The sequence below is a fragment of the Methanothermococcus sp. genome (assembly GCF_015523155.1).
Classification (GTDB): Archaea; AGJL01; Methanococci; order Methanococcales; family Methanococcaceae; genus Methanofervidicoccus.
Genome location: NZ_WAKW01000042.1, coordinates 1 through 2,108 on the forward strand (window position 1 = coordinate 1; position 2,108 = coordinate 2,108).

At 29.9% G+C, this 2,108-nt stretch carries 1 protein-coding gene and 1 pseudogene; one reads left to right on the forward strand and one right to left on the reverse strand.

Annotation, left to right across the window (positions count from 1 at the left end; all coding sequences use genetic code 11):
- The first annotated feature begins 390 nt into the window (after positions 1–390).
- Positions 391–1,647, forward strand: a complete 1,257-nt coding sequence (gene prf1, locus F7B34_RS04275) for a peptide chain release factor aRF-1 (protein WP_292460602.1) — start codon at positions 391–393, stop codon at positions 1,645–1,647.
- Between the two features lie 315 nt (positions 1,648–1,962).
- On the opposite strand, the pseudogene F7B34_RS04280 reads toward prf1, so the two are convergent.
- Positions 1,963–2,108: pseudogene (locus F7B34_RS04280) on the reverse strand (ATP-dependent dethiobiotin synthetase BioD); the annotation flags it as partial.

Consider the following 2,108-nt stretch of genomic DNA (forward strand, 5'->3'; position numbering starts at 1 on the left):
ATATATATTATTTTCCAATTAATAAAAAAAAATATATATAATTTTTAAATATAAATACAATAATAAATTAAAATGGAAAATTTAAAGATTAATGTTATTTAATTTTCATAGGATTTATTTAGGTTTTTTATTATATAGTTAATTTTATAATTTAATATTCATTATAACTTTGAATTTAAATTGGTGAGTTCATGATTGGAAAAGCATTCAAATATGGAGTTAATATACTTGATGTAAATATATAGCTTTTTTTAAAGGAATAATATTTTAAAAATAAAAATTAAAAAAATTAAGTTTATGTAATGAATAATTTTTAAAGATATATATGTATATATATTACAATATTAAAATTTTATATAAAAATAAAAAATTTAATAATATGGTGATTTTATGAGCAATACTGCAACAGATGTTTATCTATTCAAAAAGGCACTTAAAGAATTGAAAAATAAAAAAGGAAAAGGAACAGAACTAATTAGTTTATACATTCCAGCGGGAAAAAGACTATCAGATGTTGGGCAGTATCTTAGGGAAGAGCTCTCCCAATCCTCAAATATTAAAAGTAAAACAACGAGAAAAAATGTTCAATCGGCAATTGAGGTAATATTGCAAAGATTAAAACTTTTAAAAGAACCCCTTGAAAAAGGGGTAATTATATTTGCAGGAATGATTCCAAGAGGAGGTCCAGGAACTGAGAAAATGGAAACCTATGTGTTGGAACCTCCAGAACCTATAAAAACATTTGTATATAGATGTGATTCTCAGTTTTACACCGAGCCGTTGGAAGATTTTATTCAGGAAAAAGATATTTACGGTATTATACTTATTGACAGGAACGAAGCTACAATTGCTCTTGTTAAGGGAAAAAATATTCAAATACTAAAAAGATTAACAAGTGGTGTTCCTGGAAAATTTAAGGCAGGTGGTCAGTCGGCGAGAAGGCTTGAAAGACTGATAGATGATGCTGCAAATCAGTTTATGATAAGGGTTGGAGAATATGCAAATGAGGAGTTTTTGCCCCTATTTCAAGAAAAAAAATTAAGTGGCATACTTGTTGGGGGTCCTGGAAATACCAAAAATGAATTTGTAAATAAGGACTATCTTCACCATGAGTTAAAAAAGAAGGTGATTGATACATTTGATTTGTGTTATACCGAGGAATTTGGAGTAAGAGAACTTTTGGATAAAGCATCTGGTCTTTTAAGGGATTTGGATTTAATGAAGGAAAAGGAAGTTGTTCAAAGATTCTTTAAGGAACTCATAAAAGAAGATGGTGGTCTTGCGGCATACGGTGAAAAAGAGGTTATGAGATATCTTCAAATGGGGGCAGTGGATACTCTAATTGTTACGGATAACATCAATATGTCAAGAATAACAATAAAATGTAACAACTGTGATTACACAGAAGAGATAAATGTAAAAAATGACGAGCTCCCAAAAGTTGAAGAATCTTTAAAAACAAAAACCTGTCCAAAATGTGGAGGTATGCTTTATATAGACAATACAGAGGATATAATTGAATACCTTGCAAAATTATGTGATGAATCTGGGGCAGATTTAAAGATAGTTTCAACAGATACCGAAGAGGGAAACCAGATATATAAAGCATTCAAAGGCATTGCCGCTATATTGAGATACAAGGTATAGTAAATTAGTGAATTACCCCTACTTACGGAAGGGGTTAAACGAAAACTTCGGTTTTCGTAGCCCTCGCCCTTCGCAAACCTTCCTACTCATAGGAGATTTTAGCCAAGAGATTACCTTTATATAAGGTATAACTCTAAGTGAATTACTCTCCTCCGTCTTAAAATGGACTCTACCATAGCAAATCTTTATTTGCGAGCTAAAATCCAAAGGATTTTTTAATTCCTTATCTTCGCGAAACGAGGAGATTTTACAATCAAACGAAGTTAAAATCCGAAGGATTTATAACAGAAGGGACTTCTTGCGGAATAAGTTAAATTATAAAATTCTTTTAACATCGACATCATATTCATCTTTATTTTTAACGATGCCTATAATATCTATATCTCCACATTTTTCTATGGTTTCAAAGGTTTTTTCATAGTAAAGAACATCCTCTAAATCTGTTATGCAGTTTATAATAA

Bases quoted from the DNA above. Each gene is read 5' to 3' on its own strand.
- prf1 (WP_292460602.1), top strand. From the start codon at position 391: ATGAGCAATACTGCAACAGATGTTTATCTATTCAAAAAGGCACTTAAA.